The 20,097-nt window shown below is 61.1% G+C and carries 19 protein-coding genes; 8 read left to right on the top strand and 11 right to left on the bottom strand.

Features of this window, described 5'->3' with window-relative positions:
- Positions 1–15: 15 nt before the first annotated feature.
- On the top strand, positions 16–1,116 hold the full coding sequence (locus M5G18_RS07755; RefSeq protein WP_007950448.1) for a polyamine ABC transporter substrate-binding protein: 1,101 nt from the start codon (positions 16–18) through the stop codon (positions 1,114–1,116).
- Between the two features lie 36 nt (positions 1,117–1,152).
- Here M5G18_RS07755 and M5G18_RS07750 read toward each other — a convergent pair whose 3' ends face one another.
- Positions 1,153–2,130 carry a TerC family protein gene (locus tag M5G18_RS07750; protein WP_273897401.1) on the bottom strand — a complete coding sequence of 326 codons (978 nt, stop codon included), beginning with the start codon at positions 2,128–2,130 and terminating at the stop codon, positions 1,153–1,155.
- Between the two features lie 192 nt (positions 2,131–2,322).
- Between M5G18_RS07750 and M5G18_RS07745 the strand changes: the two genes are divergently transcribed.
- Positions 2,323–3,273, top strand: a complete 951-nt coding sequence (locus M5G18_RS07745) for a Dyp-type peroxidase (protein ID WP_273897400.1) — start codon at positions 2,323–2,325, stop codon at positions 3,271–3,273.
- Between the two features lie 36 nt (positions 3,274–3,309).
- On the opposite strand, the gene M5G18_RS07740 is transcribed toward M5G18_RS07745, so the two are convergent.
- Positions 3,310–5,022 carry an amidase gene (locus tag M5G18_RS07740; protein ID WP_273897399.1) on the bottom strand — a complete coding sequence of 571 codons (1,713 nt, stop codon included), beginning with the start codon at positions 5,020–5,022 and terminating at the stop codon, positions 3,310–3,312.
- A gap of 138 nt (positions 5,023–5,160) precedes the next feature.
- Positions 5,161–5,949 (bottom strand): AraC family transcriptional regulator, encoded by a 789-nt coding sequence (locus M5G18_RS07735; RefSeq protein ID WP_007950444.1) that lies wholly within the window; start codon positions 5,947–5,949, stop codon positions 5,161–5,163.
- A gap of 84 nt (positions 5,950–6,033) precedes the next feature.
- Here M5G18_RS07735 and M5G18_RS07730 point away from each other — a divergent pair, with 84 nt between their 5' ends.
- Positions 6,034–7,032, top strand: a complete 999-nt coding sequence (locus tag M5G18_RS07730; protein WP_007950443.1) for a bile acid:sodium symporter family protein — start codon at positions 6,034–6,036, stop codon at positions 7,030–7,032.
- 15 nt (positions 7,033–7,047) lie between these two features.
- Here M5G18_RS07730 and M5G18_RS07725 read toward each other — a convergent pair whose 3' ends face one another.
- On the bottom strand, positions 7,048–7,653 hold the full coding sequence (locus M5G18_RS07725; protein ID WP_273897398.1) for a LuxR C-terminal-related transcriptional regulator: 606 nt from the start codon (positions 7,651–7,653) through the stop codon (positions 7,048–7,050).
- Positions 7,654–7,766: 113 nt separating this feature from the next.
- On the opposite strand from M5G18_RS07725, the gene M5G18_RS07720 reads away from it, so the two are divergent.
- The gene (locus tag M5G18_RS07720; protein WP_273897397.1) at positions 7,767–9,404 is read left to right on the top strand and encodes an ATP-binding response regulator; all 1,638 of its coding nucleotides are present in this window, start codon (positions 7,767–7,769) and stop codon (positions 9,402–9,404) included.
- Here the strand turns inward: M5G18_RS07720 and yecR are convergent.
- Both yecR and M5G18_RS07710 read right to left on the bottom strand, forming a co-directional pair.
- A complete protein-coding gene (yecR, locus tag M5G18_RS07715) occupies positions 9,376–9,684 on the bottom strand; it encodes a YecR family lipoprotein (protein WP_273897396.1) in 309 nt (102 codons plus the stop codon). The two genes, M5G18_RS07720 and yecR, sit on opposite strands and share 29 nt — an antisense overlap.
- 60 nt (positions 9,685–9,744) lie before the next feature.
- Positions 9,745–10,059 (bottom strand): hypothetical protein, encoded by a 315-nt coding sequence (locus M5G18_RS07710; RefSeq protein ID WP_273897395.1) that lies wholly within the window; start codon positions 10,057–10,059, stop codon positions 9,745–9,747.
- A 183-nt stretch (positions 10,060–10,242) separates the two neighbouring features.
- Between M5G18_RS07710 and M5G18_RS07705 the strand changes: the two genes are divergently transcribed.
- Entirely contained in the window at positions 10,243–10,629 is a 387-nt protein-coding gene (locus M5G18_RS07705; protein WP_273897394.1) for a hypothetical protein, read from the top strand.
- An 884-nt stretch (positions 10,630–11,513) separates the two neighbouring features.
- Here M5G18_RS07705 and M5G18_RS07700 read toward each other — a convergent pair.
- The 3 genes from M5G18_RS07700 to M5G18_RS07690 all read right to left on the bottom strand — a co-directional run bounded on the left by M5G18_RS07700 (position 11,514) and on the right by M5G18_RS07690 (position 15,260).
- Positions 11,514–12,692, bottom strand: a complete 1,179-nt coding sequence (locus M5G18_RS07700) for a trans-sulfuration enzyme family protein (protein WP_273897393.1) — start codon at positions 12,690–12,692, stop codon at positions 11,514–11,516.
- Positions 12,689–14,065 carry a pyridoxal-phosphate dependent enzyme gene (locus M5G18_RS07695; RefSeq protein ID WP_085603045.1) on the bottom strand — a complete coding sequence of 459 codons (1,377 nt, stop codon included), beginning with the start codon at positions 14,063–14,065 and terminating at the stop codon, positions 12,689–12,691. The genes M5G18_RS07700 and M5G18_RS07695 overlap by 4 nt, the downstream gene beginning before the upstream one ends.
- A 259-nt stretch (positions 14,066–14,324) precedes the next feature.
- Positions 14,325–15,260, bottom strand: coding sequence for a Ppx/GppA family phosphatase (locus M5G18_RS07690; RefSeq protein ID WP_011334624.1), 936 nt, complete (start codon positions 15,258–15,260; stop codon positions 14,325–14,327).
- A gap of 295 nt (positions 15,261–15,555) precedes the next feature.
- Between M5G18_RS07690 and M5G18_RS07685 the strand changes: the two genes are divergently transcribed.
- The 3 genes from M5G18_RS07685 (at position 15,556) to M5G18_RS07675 (ending at position 18,015) form a co-directional block, all read left to right on the top strand.
- A complete protein-coding gene (locus M5G18_RS07685) occupies positions 15,556–15,816 on the top strand; it encodes a ParD-like family protein (protein WP_039766896.1) in 261 nt (86 codons plus the stop codon).
- The gene (gene map, locus M5G18_RS07680) at positions 15,813–16,604 is read left to right on the top strand and encodes a type I methionyl aminopeptidase (RefSeq protein ID WP_273897392.1); all 792 of its coding nucleotides are present in this window, start codon (positions 15,813–15,815) and stop codon (positions 16,602–16,604) included. Before M5G18_RS07685 ends, map begins: the two co-directional genes overlap by 4 nt.
- 268 nt (positions 16,605–16,872) lie before the next feature.
- Positions 16,873–18,015: an IS481 family transposase gene (locus M5G18_RS07675; RefSeq protein WP_273897391.1), complete on the top strand. Its 1,143-nt coding sequence runs from the start codon at positions 16,873–16,875 to the stop codon at positions 18,013–18,015.
- A gap of 99 nt (positions 18,016–18,114) precedes the next feature.
- On the opposite strand, the gene M5G18_RS07670 is transcribed toward M5G18_RS07675, so the two are convergent.
- Together M5G18_RS07670 and M5G18_RS07665 are read right to left on the bottom strand one after the other, a co-directional pair.
- Positions 18,115–19,269 carry an ABC transporter ATP-binding protein gene (locus M5G18_RS07670; protein WP_273897390.1) on the bottom strand — a complete coding sequence of 385 codons (1,155 nt, stop codon included), beginning with the start codon at positions 19,267–19,269 and terminating at the stop codon, positions 18,115–18,117.
- A gap of 17 nt (positions 19,270–19,286) precedes the next feature.
- Positions 19,287–20,096: an ABC transporter permease gene (locus M5G18_RS07665; protein ID WP_007957396.1), complete on the bottom strand. Its 810-nt coding sequence runs from the start codon at positions 20,094–20,096 to the stop codon at positions 19,287–19,289.
- Between the last annotated feature and the right edge of the window lies 1 nt (position 20,097).

Here is a 20,097-nt window from a genome sequence, read left to right as displayed (position 1 = left end):
TCGGGGAAACACAACATGGTCACGATGAAACGCATTCTGGGCGCCACTGTTTTCGGGCTGACGCTGCTGGCCAGCGCCGTACAGGCCGAACAGCGCGAACTGCGGGTGTACAACTGGGCGGATTACATCCTGCCGTCGGTGCCCAAGGATTTCGCCGCCAAAAGCAACATCAAAGTGACCTGGGACACCTTCGACACCAACGAATCCCTCGAAGCCAAGCTGCTGACCGGCAACTCCGGCTATGACCTGGTGGTGCCGTCGAACCAGTTCCTCGATACCCAGATCAAGGCCGGCGTGTTCCAGAAACTCGACAAGTCCAAGCTGCCGAACTGGAGTCACCAGGACCCGGCGCTGCTCAAGTTGCTCGACGTCAACGACCCCGGCAATCAGTACGGCGTGCCTTACATGGTCGGCACGGTGCTGATCGGTTTCAACCCGGCCAAGGTCAAGGCTGCGCTCGGTGAGAATGCACCGGTGGACAGTTGGGATCTGGTGTTCAAACCGGAGAACATGGAAAAGCTGAAATCCTGCGGCGTGGCGATGCTCGATTCGCCGACGGAAATCCTGCCGCTGGCCCTGCATTACCTGGGCCTGGACCCGAACAGCCAGAACCCGGCCGACTATGAGAAAGCCAAGGACCTGATGCTCAAGGTTCGCCCTTACGTGACCTACTTCAACTCGGCCAAGTACATGACCGACATCGCCAACGGCGACATCTGCGTGGCCATCGGTTATTCCGGCAGCTTCTACCAGTTCGGCAACCGCGCCAAAGAAGCGAAAAACGGCGTAGTAGTCGACTGGCGCCTGCCGAAGGAAGGCGCGCCGATCTGGTTCGATACCTTCGCCATTCCGAAGAGCGCGAAGAACGTTGAAGAGGCCCACGAGTTCCTCAACAACCTTCTTGATCCGAAGGTCATCGCGTCGATCAGTGACTTCCTCGGTTACCCGAATGCCAACAAGGATTCGCTGCCGCTGATCAACAAGGAAATCACCGGCAACCCGAACCTGACGCCGACCAGCGAAGCGCTGAAGAAGCTGTACGTGGTGCAGCCGTTGCCGCAGAAACTGGAGCGGGTGCGGACCCGGGTCTGGACCAGCATCAAGTCGGATAAATAGGTTCAAAGCCGTGGGAGCCTTTAGCTCCCACGGCTGTTATTTCGCCTGACGTTCCTCCGGCGACTTGTCCTTCGTCAGGATCAGACTCAGCACCACCGACGCCAGAATCAGCCCGCCGACGATCGCCAGCGACCACTCCACCGGCATGTGAAACCATGGCATCACCGTCATCTTCCCGCCGATAAACACCAGCACCAGCGCCAGTCCATACTTGAGCAGATGAAAGCGGTCGGCCATGTCCGCCAGCAGAAAGTACAGCGCCCGCAGGCCCATGATCGCGAAGATGTTCGAGGTGAAAATGATGAACGGATCGGTCGTCACCGCGAAGATCGCCGGGATGCTGTCGACCGCGAACATCAGGTCGCTGGCCTCGATCAGCACCAGCACCAGAAACATCGGCGTGGCCCAGCGCACACCGTTCTGCAGCACAAAAAAACGCTCGCCGTGAAAGCCGTTGGTGATCCGCAGATGCCCGCGAACCCAGCGCAGGAGCGGGTTGTTATCGAGGTCCGGTTGCTGTTCGGCGAACACCAGCATCTTGATCCCGGTGATGATCAGGAACACACCGAACACATACAGCAGCCAGGTGAACTGCGACACCAGCCATACGCCGGCGAAGATCATCGCCGCGCGCATCACGATCGCCCCTAGCACGCCGTACAGCAGCACCCGGCGCTGCAACTCCGGCGGCACGGCGAAGTAGCTGAAGATCATCACGAAGACGAACATGTTGTCGATCGACAGCGACTGCTCGATCAGGTAACCGGTGAGGAATTCCAGGGTCTTGACCTTGGCGATTTCGGGACCGAATTCGCCGTTCAGATACCACCAGAGCAACCCGGCGAAGGCCATCGCCAGCATGCACCAGGCGATCACCCAGGATGAGGCTTCACGTACCGAGACCCGATGCGCCTTGCGCCCACCGAAGACGAACAGGTCGACGGCCAGCATGGCGAGGACAAAAACGATGAAGGCGACCCACATCCAGGGTTCGCCGATGTTGATGGGGTGCATGCCGTTCTCCCTGTCTTTATGTTTTTCGGGGTAGACGGGGCCATGCTAGTAGGAGCCTTCCGACAAAGAAAAATCGTTTATTTCGTGGGTATTGTTCGTTAAAAACGAAGTGTCGGACGACACGGGCAGAGCGCGGGTAATACTTCATTCAACACTTCTTTGCTAACCTCGCTGTCGAGTCAGTCCACCACTTTGGGAGCTACGATCATCGACACGCCAGATCCTCAAGCCGTCTGCAGCCCGATCACCAGCGCTGCCATATTTATCGTGGCGACCCTCAACGCCGAGGCTGAGGCCGCCGAAAAAGTCCGCGACTGGTGCGCCGATATCGCCGGCCTGACACGCTCTGTCGGCAAGCGAGTCCCCTCGGGAAACCTTTCCTGTGTCTGCGGGTTTTCTTCCAGCGCGTGGGATCGTCTGTTCGGCAGCCCACGTCCGGCGTCCTTGCATGACTTTCGCGAGTTCGGTGTGGAAGGGCGGCGCGCCGTTTCCACACCTGGCGATCTGTTGCTGCATATTCGGGCCGATCAGATGGATCTGTGTTTCGAACTGGCGACGCAGTTGATGTTGGCGCTGGACGGCGCCGTGACGGTAACGGATGAAGTCCAGGGTTTCCGCTATTTCGACATGCGCAGCATCATCGGTTTTGTCGACGGCACGGAAAATCCGGTCGGCCGCAAAGCCGAGCATTTCACCCTCGTAGGCGATGAAGATCAGACGTTCAGTGGCGGCAGTTATGTGCTGGTGCAGAAGTATCTGCACAACATGAAAGCGTGGAACGAATTGTCGGTCGAAGCGCAGGAACGGGTGATCGGGCGCACCAAACTGTCCGATATCGAGCTGGACGACTCGGTCAAGCCGAGCAATTCCCACAGCGCGTTGACCACCATTACCAAGGACGGCGAAGAGGTGAAAATCCTGCGCGATAACATGCCGTTCGGCCGGCCCGGCGCGGGGGAGTTCGGCACTTATTTCATTGGTTATGCGCGGTCGCCGGAGCCGCTGGAGCAGATGCTGGAGAACATGTTCGTCGGCAAACCACCCGGCAATTACGACCGGTTGCTGGACTTCAGCACCGCAGTCACAGGGAGTCTCTTCTTTGTGCCTTCGGCGGATTTACTGGAAGAGTTGGCAGAAAGATAAATAAAAAGGCGGGATCGAAAGATCCCGCCTTTTTTATTATTTGCCGGTTGCCAGCGCGGGCGTACGCGGCGGCACCAGACGCTTGGAGCCAGTCGCCTCGAACGCCGCTGCCAGGCGCAGCAACGTCGAGTCGTCATAGGCCCGCCCGGCGAACGTCAGCCCCACCGGCATGCCGATGTCGGCCATCACGCCCATCGGCACAGTGACGGTCGGCACGCCGAGGTGGCGGATCGCGAGGTTGCCGTTGGCGACCCAGATACCGTTGCTCCAGGCGATGTCCGCCGAGGCCGGGTTGACGTCGGCGTCGGCCGGGCCCACGTCGGCGTTGGTCGGGAACAGCACGGCGTCGAGGCCGAGGCGATCCATCCAGTCTTCGAGGTCGAGCTTGCGAGTCCTTTCCAGACCGCGCAGGCCGTCCGGCAGCGTCGGGATCTGATCCCACGGCGTGATGCCACGCTCGGCCATGCGCACGTATTCGTCCATGCCGGCAGCGAGGTCGCCTTCACGGTTGGGCAGGGTGCCCGGGTCGTGCGGGAAGATTTTCGGCCCGTCGACGTCTGCCAGACGGTTGAGTTTCGGGTCGCCGTTGGCGCGCAGGAAGTCATCGAACGCCCAGGCCGACAGGTCCCACAGTTCGTGGTGCATGAACTCTTTGGAGACGATGCCGCGATTGAACACGGTCGGCGCGCCCGGACGATCGCCTTCGCAGTTGGAGACCAGCGGAAAATCCACTTCGATCACCTCGGCACCGGCCGCTTCGAGGGCCTGACGGGCCTGTTTCCACAGATCGATCACTGAAGCGCGGGTGTTGATGCGTTGCCCGGTCGGGCCGCCGATGCCCGGCTCGTCGCTGGTGCCGGCCTCAGGGTCGGTGTTGATGTACATGCGTGGCACGCCGAGGCGTTTGCCGGCCAGTGCATCGCTTTTCACTGCCAATTCTAGATAGGAGGCCGGGCGCACCGAGGCGACGCTCGGGATCGGCACCCACGGTTGCAGGCGCCAAAGATCGCCACGGGTGTCGGTGTCTTCGGCGACCACCACGTCGAGCACTTCCAGCAGGTCGGCCATGGTGCGAGCGTACGGCACCACCACGTCCATCGTCGGCGTCAGCGGCCAGTTGCCGCGTACCGAGATCACCCCGCGCGACGGCGTGTAGGCGCACAGGCCGTTGTTCGACGCCGGGCCGCGACCGCTCGACCAGGTTTCTTCCGCCAGACCGAATGCCGAGAAGCTGGCAGCGGTGGCGGTGCCGGCACCGTTCGACGAGCCGGAAGCAAACGGCGCGGTCAGGTAATCAGCGTTGTACGGGCTTTCAGCGCGGCCATAGACCCCGCGCTGCATCCCGCCATTGGCCATCGGCGGCATGTTGGTCTTGCCCAGGCAGATCGCACCGCCCGCACGCAGGCGTTCGATGGTGAACGCGTCGCGCTGCGCTACGAGATCGGCGAAGGCCGGGCTGCCGGACGCGGCGGTCAGACCTTTGACCAGATAACTGTCCTTGGCGGTGTAGGGGATGCCGTCCAGCGGACCGAGGGTTTCGCCCTTGGCGCGACGGGCATCCGAAGCTTGCGCTTCTTTCAGCGCTTCAGGGTTGCGCACGATCACTGCGTTCAGGGCAGTGGCGGTGTCCGGGCCGTCAAAGGCGTCGATGCGCGCCAGGTAGGCCTGGACCAGTTCAACCGCGGTGGTCTGGCCGGATTCGAGCGCCGCGCGCAATTGGGCAATGGAAACTTCAGTGACTTCGATCATGCTGTTACCGCCGACAGGTTCGCTAAAGGGTGGTTGATCATTGTTATCGTCGAAAGATGTCAAAGATTCTTGATGGGCGAAACTCTACCCTGAAATTTGCCCAATGGCATGCACAAAGTCGATAAATATCGGTTAATTTCATCGGAAAAACTCTCCCGGCGTCTCACCGAACTGTTGGCGAAACGCCGCGATAAAGGCTGACGTCGAGTCATAACCACAGGCCAAAGCCACGTCGGTGACGCGTTCGCCGCGTTCCAGCGGTGTCAGCGCACCCAACAGACGCAGGCGCTGACGCCAGGTTCGGAAGGTCAAGCCGGTGTCGCGCAGGAACAGTCGAGTCAGAGTTTTCTCGGTCACGCCGAATTTTTCGCTCCAGTGCGCCAGGGTGGTCTGCTGTTCCGGATGTTGCTCCAGACTCTGATAGATCTGGCGCAAACGACTGTCCTGCGGCAGTGGCAGCATCAGATCGATGGGGGGCGCATCGGCCAGTTGATCAAGGATCACCTGGGCCAGGCGCCCGTGCGGGCCGCTCTGGTCATATTCGACAGGTATCTGACTGAAGGCCCGAATCAGCTCACGCAAAAGATCACTGACGCCGAGCACATGACAACGCTCCGGCGCCCAGTTGGCGACGCTGCAATCGATGTACAGGCTGCGCATTTCGGTGTGCGGCGAACTGAAAACCCGATGCGGCACGCCCGCCGGAATCCACACCGCCCGCTCCGGTGGCGCAACGAAACGACCGACGGCAGTCTGCACTTCGAGCACGCCCTGAATCGCGTAGGACAACTGCACCCACGGATGACTGTGACGGCGGGTAAGCGCGCGATTGGGCAGCGATTCGGTGCGCCCGTACAGCGGGCGCGGCAGGCTGGGCAGCCCGGGAATGCTGCGTCTTACGCTCTTGTCGTGTCCTTTTGGCGGCATCTGTGGGTTCTTCGGCGTTAGTCGGTAATTTCCAGTCACGTTAGAGTCGCTTCCACGTACTGGCAACCCCCGGATGAACAAACCATGACGCGCCCACGATTTTTGCCCGACAACTTCACCCTGACCCTGATCGGTGTGGTGCTGCTGGCCAGCTTCCTGCCCGCCAGCGGTCAGGTCGCGACCGGTTTCGGCTGGCTGACCAACATCGCCATCGCGCTGCTGTTTTTCCTGCACGGCGCCAAGCTGTCGCGGGAATCGATCATCGCCGGCGCCGGCCACTGGCGCCTGCATTTGCTGGTGTTCGGCCTGACCTTTGTCCTGTTCCCGCTACTGGGGCTGGCGCTCAAGCCGCTGTTGTCGCCGCTGATCGGTGATCAGCTGTACATGGGCATGCTTTACCTGTGTGCGTTGCCGGCCACGGTGCAATCGGCGATTGCCTTCACCTCTCTGGCGCGGGGCAATATTCCGGCGGCGATTTGCAGCGCGGCGGCGTCCAGCCTGTTCGGGATTTTCCTCACGCCGCTGCTGGTGACGCTGCTGCTCAACGTCCACGGCGACGGCGGCTCGACCCTCGACGCGATCGTGAAAATCAGCGTGCAATTGCTGCTGCCGTTCATTGCCGGCCAGATCGCCCGTCGCTGGATCGGTGCCTGGGTCGGTCGCAACAAGAACTGGCTGAAATTCGTCGATCAGGGCTCGATTCTGCTGGTGGTCTACGGCGCGTTCAGCGAGGCGGTGAACGAAGGCATCTGGCATCAGATTCCGGTGATCGACCTGTTGGGGCTGGTGGTGGTGTGCTGCATCCTGCTGGCGCTGGTGCTGCTCGCGTCCACAGTGCTGGGCAAGCTGTTCGGTTTCAATCTGGAAGACCGCATCACCATTCTGTTCTGCGGCTCGAAAAAGAGCCTGGCCACCGGTGTGCCGATGGCGCAAGTGTTGTTTGCCGGGAGCACGATTGGCGTGCTGATTCTGCCGCTGATGCTGTTCCATCAGATTCAGCTGATGGTCTGCGCGGTGCTGGCGCAGCGCTATGCGAAACGCCAGGAATCGGTGCCTGAACTGATGGCCCAGGTTGATCCTTGATCTCGGCTTCCAGCGCTACCCCGCACCGGAATACTTGACTGCTGCCGCAGCCCGCGACGGCACGTTGAGCACCCGTAACAACGACGACACATGAATCCGCACCGTGAACGGCGAAATATCCAGTTCACGGGCGATTTCCTTGTTGGTCTTGCCCTGGGCAATCAGCCGCAGCACCTCTTGCTGGCGCGGGGTGAGGGCGGTGCCGGTGTCCAGCGGCAGCAGGCCGGACGGGGCGAATCTCACCAGTACCTCACCTTCACGAATCGCCCGGATCGCCTGGCCGATTTCGTCAGGGGCGATGTTCTTGCCGATAAAACCATCGATGCCGGCCGCCATGACCTCACCGATCAGCGCCTCGTCATCGACCATCGACACCACAATCAGCGTAGTTCTCGGCAAGCGCCGGCGCAGTTCCGCGAGCTGGCTGACACAGGTCAGGCCGGGAAAACGCAGGTCGAGGATCAAGGTGTCGGGCTCATCGCCGGCCGGCAGCAGAGCGAGCACGGCGTCGAGGTCGCCGGCCTCTTCGATCAGGGCTTCGGGCAGCAGACGCTGGACAGTGCGCAGCAACGCTTCGCGAAACAACGGGTGATCGTCGGCTATGATGATTCGGCACGCCATGGCAAAACCCTCCTTGGGCAGCATTTCTCACGGCATGCACCTTAGCACCGGGCGAAGGCATTGCCTGTTGATTCGTGCTGTTTATGACGACTGCCGCACAAGGACGTTCCCCCATGAAGTTCGAAAAGAACACCGAGCTCGACCAGGCCAATCTGCGCATCATCATCGCCAGCATCGCGCTGGTTTACATGGCCGTGCTCGGTTTTCTGCCGGGCCAGCGCTTCGACACTTACCTGCCGGTGATCACCTACATTTCCCTGTTTCTGCTGGCCTCCGTCGTGCTGCGCCAGGCCATCGTGCGCTGGCCGGGGCATTATCCGGCGCGGCGGATTTTCGGCATGCTCCACGATTACACCGGCACCAGTTTCGGGCTGGTGGTCGGCGGCGAGGCGGCGTTGCCCATCTATGCCGTCATGGTCTGGGTCAATCTCGGCAACGGCATGCGCTACGGCTCTCGCTACCTGGCGATCGCCACGGTGTTGGCGTTGCTTGCGCTGTTGGCGGTCTACCGGCTGACACCGTACTGGCAGGCGCAACCGTTCATGGTGTTGATGCTGATGATCACCAGCACGGTGATTCCGGTGTATGCGCACCTGCTGCTGGAGCGTACGCGCAAGGCATCGGAAGAAGCGGTCGCTGCGAACCTTGAGAAGTCGCGTTTCCTGGCTCAGGCCAGTCATGACCTGCGTCAGCCGATCCACTCCATCGGACTGTTTACCGCGTGCCTGCGCGAGTCGCGACTGGGCGAGGAGGAGCGGCGGCTGGTGGACAGCATCGACCGTTCGCTGCTCAACGTGTCGCAGCTGTTTCGTTCGATTCTCGATCTCTACACCCTCGACAACGGGCGGATTCTGCCCCGCTTGCAGACGCTTGAACTGGGCGAGTGGCTGGCGGATCTGATCCGCCAGAACGCCGAAGCCGCGCGCTGGGCGGGTGTGGAGCTGCGCTTGCGGCCTTGCGAACACTGGGTGCGCACCGATCCGGCGCTGCTGGCGACCATGGTGCAGAACGTGCTCTCCAACTGCTTCAAATACGGTGCGCACCGGCCGGTGCTGATCGGTGTTCGCAAGCGCGGCGCAGGGTTGGCCATCGCGATCTATGACCGGGGCAGCGGGATCGCCGAAGAGCATTTGCCGAAGGTGTTCGAGGAGTTTTATCGGGTTCGCCAGTTGCGCGACAAGGACGTCGAAGGGGTGGGCCTGGGGCTGTCGATTGTCCGGCGTCTGGGGCAGTTGATCGGGGTCGACGTTGCGATCCGCTCACGGCTGGGGCATGGCACGGCGGTGACCTTGCATGGACTGCCACTCGCGCCAGCGCAGTTGCCTGTCAATCGGGAGGAGGCTCGTCAGGTCGGTTTGCTGACGGGGTTGAAGGTGTGTCTGGTGGAGGATGATCGCAACGTTCTGCTGGCGACTTCGGCGTTGCTCGAGCGTTGGGGCTGCGTCGTGCAGGCTGAGCTGAGCGGGCAGGGTCTGGTCACGGACTGCGACATCATCGTTGCCGACTATGACCTCGGCTCCCACAGTACCGGCATCGAGTGCATCGACGAGGTTCGCCGTCAGCGGGGTTATGCGGTGCCGGCCATGATCATCACCGGGCATGACATCGAAAAAATCCAGGCGGCCCTGCATGATCGGCAGATCGCCATTCTGTCCAAGCCGGTACGCCCGGCCGAGCTGCGCGCGACCCTGCGTGCGCTGCGCGACCGGCAGACCGAAGCGGTCAGCGCTTACACAGATAGTCCTGCGTGATGGTGGTTTGCAGGCAGTTGTACTGGCCCATGGTGCGGCAGATGTTTTTCTCCGAGCCCGTCACTTCGGCACTCTTGTAGCCCCAGACCTTGCAACGGCCTTCAGCGGTGGCCAACCCTTGAGCGGCGGAAGTTTGCCCGCTTTCGAACTGGCCCAGTTCATAGGAGACCTGGACAACGCCGTCGGTCTTGCTGCCGCCGGTGGCTTCCCATTGTTTTGGGGTGGCGCAGCCGGTGAGAGCGATGGCTGCGAGGCTGAGGGTGGCGATAAGTGTTTTCATGATTGAGCGCAATCCTTTACCGGATGAGAAGAGGCGTTTAAACGGTTTTTCTGCGCCGGGTTACTGGTATGGAATCGGCGACGCGCCTTTGGGCAGGCAGGACAACGGAGGCGTCATGATGCCCATGCTGGCGACCGCCATGATTACGCCGCTGGGCTGCTCGCAGTTGTATTCGCCGGCGGCGGTGTAGGCGGTGTAGTAGGTGAGGGTGCTGTCGTTGCGGACGTTGGCGATTTTGCTGACCGGTTGGCCAATGACCGTCTGGGCACGTTCTTTCATGCTGTCTTCGGTAGGTTTTACGGTCTGGCAACCGGCGGCGCCGAGGAGCAGGGCACCGAGAACCGTGATCCTGGTGAGGCTGAGGTGCAGTTTCATGGTGTGTCTTCCTTGGTGTTGTTGTTTTTCCAGGCACAACGATCCCGCGCACTGCTCAGCGGCAATGTTGGGGAGCGTCGGGGGTTGCGAGGGAATATAACGCCAGGGATCGGGGTGGTCGATTAGCACAAATGTGCTAGTGCGGCGCAACCAGCGGTGGGCTGGTTGCGCCGATAGCGGTTATTGAGGGCTGTTGAACTGGTCGGAATAGCTGCCGCTCATGAGGGCGGAAGCGACCTGGTCGGAGCCGACGCCTGCGCGGGAATAGGCGAGCCGGTTGGCACCGACCTTGTCTGCGCCATCGGCGGCGAGGGCGCCTGCGCCGACGTGATCGGAGCCGTCAGAAGCTACTGCGCCGGCGCCGACATGGTCGGAACCGTCAGAGGCAACGGCGCCAGCACCGACGTGATCGGAACCGTCAGAAGCGACTGCTCCGGCGCCTACGTGGTCGGAGCCATCGGAGGCAACGGCGCCTGCACCAACGTGATCGGAGCCATCGGAGGCAACGGCGCCTGCACCAACGTGATCGGAGCCATCAGAAGCAACGGCCCCTGCGCCGACATGGTCTGAGCCGTCAGAGGCAACTGCTCCGGCGCCGACGTGATCCGCGCCATCAGAGGCGACAGCGCCTGCGCCGACATGATCGGAGCCGTCTGAAGCAACGGCACCAGCGCCAACGTGGTCCGCGCCGTCAGAAGCTACAGCGCCAGCACCGACATGATCCGCGCCATCAGAGGCAACTGCACCAGCGCCAACATGATCGGCGCCATCAGAAGCCACCGCTCCCGCACCCACATGATCCGCCCCATCCGACGCCAATGCCTGCGCTTTCGCAGCCCAGACATTAGGCATTGCCACCGTTGCCGCAACTGCCAGGACGAGGCCCGGCCAAAGCGTGTGCTTCATGATTTTCTCCACGCCCCATCAGCCACACAGCAACCGAGCATTAGCCGTCATTCGTTGCTTGACGGAAGGCTCGTCGGCCCGGGGTCAACCAGATTGGTGAGTGGCACGGGGGCACCGGAGGGTGCACGGGTGTCGACGGTTTACAGGAAATCTGGACAGCGAACTGAAAAGTATAGTTCGCCCTTGGCGGGAGGCAGGCTGAAGGGCCGTGAAGGCGATAGTCGGTTCGCTTCCTTGCAGGCCTGCGCTAGAAAACAATCAGTCTAAAAAACGCGTAGCGCAATGCAGCGTGTTTGCTAGGCTCAAGGATGTAGGCGAAGACGCAGACTGATGCGCAAGCGGATAGCGAGGAAGCGTTGGGCGCGTTCCGAAGGGTACACGGTTAGAAAGAACCCCGCGCTGGGTTCCAGCCCTTATGCCGTGTGAAGCAGCAGAGCACATTGCCTGTACTGTGGGAGTCCTGAGAAACCTCGTAAGCCAGAGACCAGCACTGGCCGCCTACTCAAACACCAAAGCCCGCCTCGTGCGGGCTTTGACGTTTTCGCGCTTTAGATGCTGGCCAACGCCTGCGCCAGATCCGCACGCAGGTCTTCGATGTCCTCGACGCCCACCGACAGGCGCACCAGGCTGTCACCGATGCCGAGTTTGGCACGGGTTTCGGCCGGAATGGTCGCGTGAGTCATGATCGCCGGGTGCTCGATCAGGCTTTCCACACCGCCAAGGCTTTCGGCCAAAGCGAAGATCTGCACGTTCTCCAGGAAGCGACGAGCGCCTGCCAGATCACTGTTCAGATCCAGGGAAATCATCCCGCCGAAACCACGCATCTGACGCTTGGCCAGGTCGTGCTGCGGGTGCGATTCCAGGCCTGGGTAGTAGACGCGTTTGACCTGCGGTTGCTGCTCCAGCCAGCGCGCCAGATCCAGCGCGTTGCTGCAATGACGCTCCATACGCAACGCCAGCGTCTTCACGCCGCGCAGGGTGAGGAACGCGTCGAACGGGCCGGAAATGGCGCCGACGGCGTTTTGCAGGAAGCCCAGACGCTCGGCCAACGCAGGATTGTCGCCAACTACCGCGATCCCGCCGATCACGTCGGAGTGACCGTTCAGGTATTTGGTGGTCGAGTGCAGCACGATGTCGAAACCCAGCTCCAGCGGACGCTGGATCCACGGGCTGGCGAAGGTGTTGTCGGCCACGCAGAGGATCCCGCGCGCCTTGCAGATGCGCGCGATGGCGGCGAGGTCGGACAGGCCCAGCAGCGGGTTGGTCGGGCTCTCCACAATCACCATGCGCGTGTCGTCCTGCAACGACGCTTCGAACGCCGACAGATCGGCCAGGTCGACGTAGCTGAAACGATGCCCGGCACTGCGCTGGCGCACCTTGTCGAACAGACGGAACGTGCCGCCGTACAGGTCATTGCCGGAAATGATGTGCGAGCCGGCGTCGAGCAGTTCGAGCACGGTGGAAATCGTCGCCAGACCGGACGCGAAGGCGAACGCCTGGGTGCCGCCCTCCAGATCCGCCACGCAGCGCTCCAGGGCAAAACGCGTCGGGTTGTGCGAGCGGCCGTAGTCGAAACCCTTGTGCACGCCGGGGCTGTCTTGCAGGTAGGTGGAGTTGGCGTAGATCGGCGGCATCAGCGCGCCGGTGGTCGGGTCCGGCGTTTGCCCTGCGTGGATCACGCGGGTGGCGAAGCCCTGTTGATGGGCGTTCTTGTCGTGCTGGCTCATGCCAGGGATCTCCGTAATTGATTGAGCATGTCGACGCGGGTGATCAGGCCGTGGAAGCCTGAAGCGTCGGCGATGATGGCCACCAGGCCGCTGCTGAGCACGGCTTCCAGTTCAGCCAGCGTGGCGCCGGGGGCGAGGGTTTGCAACTTGTCCGTCATCGCTTTGGCAACGGGTTTGCTGAAGAGTGAAGCGTCTTCGTGCACACGCACCAGAATGTCCGATTCGTCGATCACGCCGACCAGTTGCTTGCCATCCACCAGCACCGGCAGTTGCGAAACGTCTGCCAGGCGCATGCGCTGGAAGGCGGTCATCAGCGTGTCGTCCGGGCCGACGCTGACGACTTTGCCGTCTTCGAAACGTCGGGCAATCAGGTCGCGCAGATCGCCGTAACGTTTGCGCTGCAGCAGGCCCTGATCGGTCATCCACTGGTCGTTGTAGACCTTCGAGAGATAACGGGTGCCGGTGTCGCAGACGAAGCTGACCACGCGTTTCGGCTCGGTCTGTTCGCGGCAGTAACGCAGCGCGGCGGCGAGTAGGGTGCCAGTGGACGAGCCACCCAGAATGCCTTCGGCTTTCAGCAACTGGCGCGCGTGATCGAAGCTTTCTTCGTCGCTGATCGAGTAGGCGCTGCGCACGCTCGACAGGTCGGTGATCGACGGAATGAAGTCCTCGCCGATGCCTTCCACCGCCCAGGATCCGGCGGTGCCCAAGTGCTTGCTGCGGCTGTATTCAGCCATCACCGAACCGACCGGGTCGGCCAGGACCATTTCAAGGTCCGGTTGTACGCGTTTGAAGAAACGGGTCAGGCCGGTCAGGGTGCCGGCCGAGCCGACGCCGACCACAATTGCGTCGAGATCATGCTCGGTCTGGGCCCAGATTTCCGGCCCGGTGCTGCACTCGTGGGCCAGCGGGTTGGCCGGGTTGTTGAACTGGTCGGCGAAGAACGCGCCGGGAATGTCCTTGGCCAGACGCGCGGCGACATCCTGGTAATACTCGGGATGACCCTTGCCGACATCGGAGCGGGTGATGTGCACTTCGGCGCCCATGGCCTTGAGGTGCAGGACTTTTTCGGTGGACATTTTGTCCGGCACCACCAGTACGACGCGGTAGCCCTTGGCGCGGCCGACCAGGGCCAGACCCAGACCGGTGTTACCGGCGGTGGCCTCGACGATCGTGCCGCCCGGTTGCAGACGACCGTCGCGCTCAGCGGCGTCGATCATGGCCAGACCGATGCGGTCCTTGATCGAACCGCCGGGGTTCTGTGATTCGAGTTTGAGAAACAGGGTGCAGGGACCGGTATCGAAGCGGGTGACTTGTACCAGCGGCGTATTGCCGATCAGCCCAAGTACGGCAGGGCGTGAATCCTTTGACATCTCTTCACCTCTTTGTGGTGTTGATCGCGTTCCATTCGCGGGGAAAAAGCTCGCGTGCAACATAGGCTCTGACCTGAGCTGCCGCAACCTTTAAACGGCCGGAAATACAGCCATTTCGATCTAACGATAGAACGAAATCGGAGAGGGGAAGGAAGTGATTTGCGGGGGTTTATACGCAGGCGTCATCGAGTATTGAAAGGGCGTCTTCAGCGTCACGAATCGCTTGATCCGGCAGTGAAAATCCTGCAGCGAAAATCGCTCAGTGGTTGCTCATCAGACCGTGCAGCACGCCCAGCCTCAGACCGGGTTCGGAGGGCACCATTTGCGAGATGCCGAACACTTTGAATGCTGCCAGCATGACCACCAGGCCGCCGGGCAGGATGCTCTGGCGATGGGGTTGCAGGCCGGCCAGTTTCAGCTGTTGAACATTGCTGACTTCCAGCAGGCGCAACGACAAGCGCAGCAGGCCGCCGTAGGTGATGCCGCTCTCGCCATGATCGTTCAGGCGATTGGCCTTGAGCACTTTGGCGAGCATCCGCGCGGTGCCCGAAGAGCCAATGGTTTGCTGCCAGCCCTGGGCGCGATAACGGCGGGCGACTTTTTCGAATTGCAGAATGGCCACGCGTTCGGCTTCTTGCAGGGCGCCGGGAGAAATCTCGCCGTTGCGAAAGTAACGCGTGCTCAAGGTGCCGCTGCCGAGGGCGATGCTCTCGGTCAGCAGCGGTTGCGAGCCCTGGCCGAGAATCAGTTCGGTGGAGCCGCCACCAATGTCGACCACCAGACGCATGTCATCGGCGACCGGCAGGGTATGGGCCACACCGGCGTAGACCAGACGTGCTTCTTCATGGCCGGAAATCACATCGATGCGAAACCCCAGATGCCGCTCTGCACTGGCCAGAAACAGTTGCGCATTGTCCGCTTCGCGCACCGCGCTGGTGGCCACCGCACGCACGCGACCGGGCTCGAAACCGCGCAGCTTCTTGCCGAACCGCGCCAGCGCCTGCCAGCCGCGATCCAGCGCCATTTCATCCAGGGCCCGACCGTCGAAGCCTTCGGCCAGGCGCACCGGCTCACGCAAGGTTTTGACCTCCTGAATCATGAAGCCCTTTCTGCTGCGCACCGACTGGCCGATCATCATGCGAAAGGCATTGGAACCGAGGTCGATGGCGGCAAACAGCGAGGTGTCTTCTTTCATGGGGATCCTTGCAAATCTTCCGTCGGGAGGCGCGGGACGGTTTGCGAGGATTCTGCCGTGGGTTCGATGACAACCTGATGACGCGGGCGGGGCCGTTCAGTGAATTCATCGCTGTCATGACCCTGTCATTATCGGCTGCCCATACTTGGCCCCAATACATCGCGTGCTTTTCATGATTCGGCTGCCTTCCGGGCAGCTTTTTTTTGCCTGCGATTTACCGGGCGCGCAAAATTTGCAATCCCGGGCGATGCACGATTAATATACGATCCATATACACTTCGTATCGGATATTGCCATGGGCATCGTAAAGATTTCAGAGGACATGCACGAGAATCTGCGCATCTCCAGCAACGCACTCAGCCGCTCGATCAACGCGCAGGCCGAACACTGGATGCGCATCGGCATGCTCGCCGAGCTGTATCCCGACCTTGATCACCACGCCATTTGCCGGTTGCTGATTCGCGCCGAGCAGTCGGGCGGTCTGGATCTGCAGCAAGTCTGCGCACTGGCGGATGCCGCGCAGAATGCCTCGGTCAAAGAGGCGGTCAAGGCATGAGAAACCCGATCAAGATCAACACCCAAGCCGAAATCGCCCAATCCCGCGAGGCCGGCAAGCTGGCCGCCGAGGTGCTGGCGATGCTGGTGCCGCACGTCAAGGCTGGCGTGACGACCGATCAACTCGACCAGTTGTGCAACGACTACATCGTCAATGTGCAGAAAGCCATTCCGGCCAACGTTGGCTATCACGGCTTCCCGAAAACCGTTTGCGCGTCGGTCAACGAAGTGGTCTGCCACGGCATCCCGTCGAAGCGCGTGCTGAAGGACGGCGACATCGTCAACCTCGACATCGCGGTGATCAAGGACGGCTGGTTCGGCGACACCAGCCGCATGTACGTGGTCGGCGAACCGACGCCCGAGGCGCGGCACCTGATCAAGACCACTTACGACGCCATGTGCGCGGGCATCCGCGTGGTGCGGCCGGGCGCCACGTTGGGTGACATCGGGCATGCGATCCAGACGCTGGCGGAGAAAGAAGGGTTCAGCGTGGTGCGCGAGTACTGCGGGCACGGGATCGGCAAGGTTTATCACGATGAGCCGCAGGTGCTGCATTACGGTTATCCGGAGCAGGGCTTGAAGTTGAAGGCGGGGATGATTTTCACCATCGAGCCGATGCTCAATGCTGGCAAGCGTCATGTGAAGAGTCTGGCGGATGGCTGGACGGTGGTGACCAAGGATCAATCGTTGTCGGCGCAGTGGGAGCATATGGTGGCGGTGACGGAGGACGGGTTTGAAGTGTTGACGGCTTGGCCTGATGAGATTGAGGGGTTTGCGGCTATCAGGTGAGACGGCGTCGGCCGCTGGCCCTCACCCCAGCCCTCTCCCGGAGGGAGAGGGAGCCGATTGGGGGATATTGAAGAGATACGCCGACCTGAACGAACCGCGTTGAATCCAAAATCAACACGGTCTTTCAGGTCGATGTAGAGCGCCAGACAACTCGGTCGGCTCCCTCTCCCTCCGGGAGTGTATGTACCGGAGACATGGTGGACAGGTGTTCGGAGACATGGTGGACACTTTTAAATAGACACATTGCTCATCACGAAGGAGATGACCTGTGTCTTGGGAAGAGGTGTCTACCGTGCAGCTTCGTACAGAATTCGTGCTTTTGGCTCAGCAAGAAGGGGCAAATGTTCGGCAGCTTTGCCGTCGATTCAACATCAGCCCAAGCACTGCCTACAAATGGCTCAGCAGGTTTGAAAAATCAGGGGCTGAGGGGCTGAACAATCAGTCGCGACGACCCAAGACGTTACCCAAACGTTGTGCTGACGAGGTGGAGAAGCAGATCCTGACCGTGAGTCAGGAGTACGCGGCTTGGGGCGCTCGCAAGCTCAAACGCGTGCTGGAAGACAAGGGTTTAGTGATGCCTTCCGTCAGCACCGTGCATGCGGTTTTACAGCGTCATTCGCGCGTTGATCCAAAGGCTGCTGAGATCAAACCGTTCATCCGTTTCGAGCATGAAGCACCCAATGATTTGTGGCAGATGGACTTCAAGGGACACGTCGGTATGCGTCATGGCCGCTGCCACCCTTTGACGATATTGGATGACCATTCCCGCTTCTCGTTGTGCATCGCCGCTTGCGCCAATCAACAACGCCAAACCGTGGAAGAACAGCTTGTCGGAGTGTTTCGCCGATACGGTCTGCCGCAACGCATGACCATGGATAACGGTTCGCCATGGGGTGACCAAACCGGGGTCTACACCGCCCTGGAAGTCTGGCTGATGAGACAGGGTATCCGGGTCAGCCACTCCCGGCCCTACCATCCACAAACTCAGGGCAAGATTGAGCGATTCCATCGCAGCTTGAAGGCCGAAGTTCTGCAGAGTCAGTGCTTTATCGACCTCGTCGGAGCACAAAAAGCCTTCGATATCTGGCGAGAAACTTACAATCAGAAGCGCCCGCATCAAGCCTTGGGAATGGGGGTTCCAGCGAGCCGCTACAGCAGTAGCCCGCTTGAATACCAAGAGACCCGGCCTGTCCTGGAGTACGCGGAAGGAGATCTGGTCAGGAAAGTTCAGGGCAATGGCGAGATGTACTGGAGAAGCAGCCAATTCCTGATCGGAAAGGCCTTCATCGGGGAGCTGATAGCGATCAAGGAAACGACAGAAGATGGCATCTACGATGTCTACTGGAGCAGACATCGCATTGCCCGAATTGACTTGATTCAACAGACCGTTGTATCAGGTAAGCGGATTTGAAAACCGTCCACCATGTCCCCGAACATGTGTCCACCATGTCTCCGGTACATACAGGGAGAGGGCGGGGGTGAGGGGCTGGATCTGACAGGTGACGCGTTTTCAGTGAGCCCCCGCCGCTTTATTCAGATCACTCTCGGCCCACTCGGTATAGACGCATGCATCCGCCGTCGCCCAACGCACCCGAACCGGATCCCCAGCCTTCAATGGCATCCCCGCCGCCGACAATGCTTTCACGGTCATGGACGTGCCACCCGACGTGACCACACTGCAAGTCTGGCTCTCACCCAGAAACAACACCTCAACCACCTTCGCCGAAACCTCGTTCCAGCCCGCTGCCAACGGCTCACTCGCCGCCTGCTGCACACTCAACGCCAACGCCTTTTCCGGACGCACCATCAGCAGCACATCCTGCCCGGTCTCCAATCCAGCGGTGAGACGAATCGACAGCGACTCCCCCTCAAAACTCGCCGCCGCATTACCCTGCGCCTTGAGTTTGAGAAAGTTCGAGTTGCCGAGGAACGACGCCACAAACGCATTCGGCGGATTCTGATAAAGGTCATAACCGCTGCCGAGCCCGACGATCTTGCCGTGACTGAAAATCGCGATGCGCTGGGACAGGCGCATGGCTTCTTCCTGATCGTGGGTTACGTAGACGATGGTGATGCCGAGGCGACGGTGCAGCTGGCGTAATTCATCCTGCAAGTCTTCGCGAAGCTTCTTGTCCAGCGCGCCGAGAGGTTCGTCCATCAGCAGAATGCGCGGTTCGTAAACCAGCGCCCGAGCGATGGCGACCCGTTGCTGCTGGCCGCCAGACAGTTGCGAAGGGCGGCGATGGGCAAATTGTTCGAGCTGCACCAGTTTCAGCATCGCATCGACGCGTTTGTCACGCTCGGCTGCAGCGAGTTTGCGGATCGCCAGCGGGAACGCGATGTTGTCGCGTACCGACAGATGCGGGAACAGCGAATACCGCTGGAACACCATGCCGATGTCGCGCTTGTGCGGCGGCACGTTCACCAGCGACTGGCCGTTGACCAGGATCTCGCCGCTGCTCGGGGTTTCGAAGCCGGCGAGCATCGACAGCGTGGTGCTTTTGCCCGAGCCGCTGGAGCCGAGGAAGGTCAGGAATTCACCGTCCTTGATGTCCAGCGAAATGTTGTCCACGGCCGCGAAATCGCCGTAGTGCTTGTTCAGGTTGCGCAGGCTGACCAGGGGTTTGTCGTTCTGCTGGGATGCGTCTTTGATCACGGCACTCATGTCGTACTCCTGGGCGCTCAGGCGCTGATTTCGTTGCGCCGGCGCAGCGCGGCGGCGATCACCATGACCAATACCGACAGGCCGATCAGCAGCGTCGAAGCGACGGCGATCACGGGCGTCAGGTCCTGGCGCAGGGTGGTCCACATTTTCACGGGAAGGGTTTGCAGGGTCGGGCTGGCCATCATCACGCTGAGCACCACTTCGTCCCACGAAACCAGAAAGGCGAAGAGGGCGCCGGCCACCATCCCCGGACGGATCGCCGGAAAGGTCACCTTGAACACCGCTTGCAGGCGTGACGCCCCGCAGATCACCGCTGCGTCTTCAATCGACTGATCGAACAGCTTCAGCGAATTGATGATCGAGATGATTGTGAATGGCAGCGCGACGATCACATGGCTGACGACGAAGGCGAACATCGTCCCGGTGTAGCCGAGCTTGAGAAACAGCGCGTACACCGCCACCGCGATGATCACCAGTGGCACGATCATCGGCAGGGTGAACAGACCGTAGAGCATTTCCCGGCCGGGGAAGCGTCCGCGCACCAGCGCAAAGGCGGTCGGCAAACCGAGGGCAACGGCGCAGATCGTGGTCAGCACCGCGACCTTGAGGCTGGCCAGTGCTGCGCTCATCCAGTCGGCGTTGGAAAAGAACTGCACGTACCATTTCAGCGTCCAGCCCGGTGGCGGGAACACCAGCCACTGTGATGAACCGAACGACAGCAGGACGATGAACACGATCGGCAACAGCAGGAACAGGCCGATCAGCCCGGTGGTGAAATACAGGCCGAAGCGCATCCGGCGACTCATGGCATTGGGCGTCAGGAGCATG

The organism is Pseudomonas aphyarum, from assembly GCF_028657055.1.
Lineage (GTDB): Bacteria > Pseudomonadota > Gammaproteobacteria > Pseudomonadales > Pseudomonadaceae > Aquipseudomonas > Aquipseudomonas aphyarum.
This window is presented reverse-complemented; position numbering and strand designations above follow the sequence as displayed.